The sequence below is a fragment of the Mesorhizobium sp. M7A.F.Ca.CA.004.12.1.1 genome (genome assembly GCF_003997835.1).
GTDB lineage: Bacteria > Pseudomonadota > Alphaproteobacteria > Rhizobiales > Rhizobiaceae > Mesorhizobium.
The window spans coordinates 1-741 of the sequence record NZ_RZRK01001384.1 but is presented as its reverse complement, the minus strand read 5'-3'; the positions used below and the strand labels follow the sequence as shown (position 1 = coordinate 741).

The 741-nt window shown below is 61.0% G+C and carries 2 protein-coding genes; both read right to left on the bottom strand.

Annotated elements, in window-relative coordinates:
• Window positions 1-151: 151 nt before the first annotated feature.
• Complete coding sequence (locus tag EN984_RS36550) at window positions 152-358, bottom strand: 4-oxalocrotonate tautomerase family protein (protein WP_127268187.1); 207 nt, start codon at window positions 356-358, stop codon at window positions 152-154.
• 91 nt (window positions 359-449) lie between these two features.
• A partial coding sequence (locus tag EN984_RS36545; protein ID WP_164766015.1) for an SMP-30/gluconolactonase/LRE family protein occupies window positions 450-741 on the bottom strand: 292 nt, incomplete at its 5' end.

Genomic DNA, 741 nt, shown 5'->3' with positions numbered 1-741 from the left:
GTGCTGGAGATTGCCCTGCTCGGCAAGAAGCCACCGGAGGTGGAGGGCATCCTCGACGAGCCGGGGAACCGGCAGGCGATGCATGATGCGCTGAATGCCTTCGCGGAGTTTATCCGCTCGCGTTGAGCGGCGGCCACCCCAGACCTTCGAGCTAGCCCTTTCGCAGCGTCTCCACATCAGTCTTCCCAACGTACCAATCGCGCGCGTTGATCTCTTCAAAAACCACCCAGACATCGTCGTTGCTCAGCCCGGTGGCGTCCATGATGGCCGCCGTCACCTTTTTGGCGATGTCCGCCTTCTTGCCCGCCGGATCGGCTGATATCACTTCCTTGACGATGCGGATGTTGACGAATGGCATTTTGTCCTCCCGGGATGTTCGTGCTCGCGACCCGCTTCGATGAAACCGTCGAACGGCCGCCAGTGCTCCAGTCTCAGCCAGTGCTCCAGTCTCAGTATGTCTTGGCGCCGTTGACCATCAGCCGCACCATGTAGAGCGACGTGGTGCCGGCGATATAGAGGCAATTCAGCTTGTTGCCGCCGAACACGCAGTTGGCGGTGACTTCCGGCACCTTGACCTTGCCGATCAGCGTGCCGTCCGGATCGTAGCAATGGATGCCGTCGGCGGCACTCGTCCAGATGCGGCCGTCCTCGTCGAGCCTGAAGCCGTCGAACAGGCCGGCCGTGCAGTCGGCAAAGATTTTCTCGCCCGAAACCTTCTTGCCGCCCTTGCCGACATTGAAA

Bases quoted from the DNA above. Each gene is read 5' to 3' on its own strand.
- EN984_RS36550 (WP_127268187.1), bottom strand. From the start codon at position 358: ATGCCATTCGTCAACATCCGCATCGTCAAGGAAGTGATATCAGCCGAT.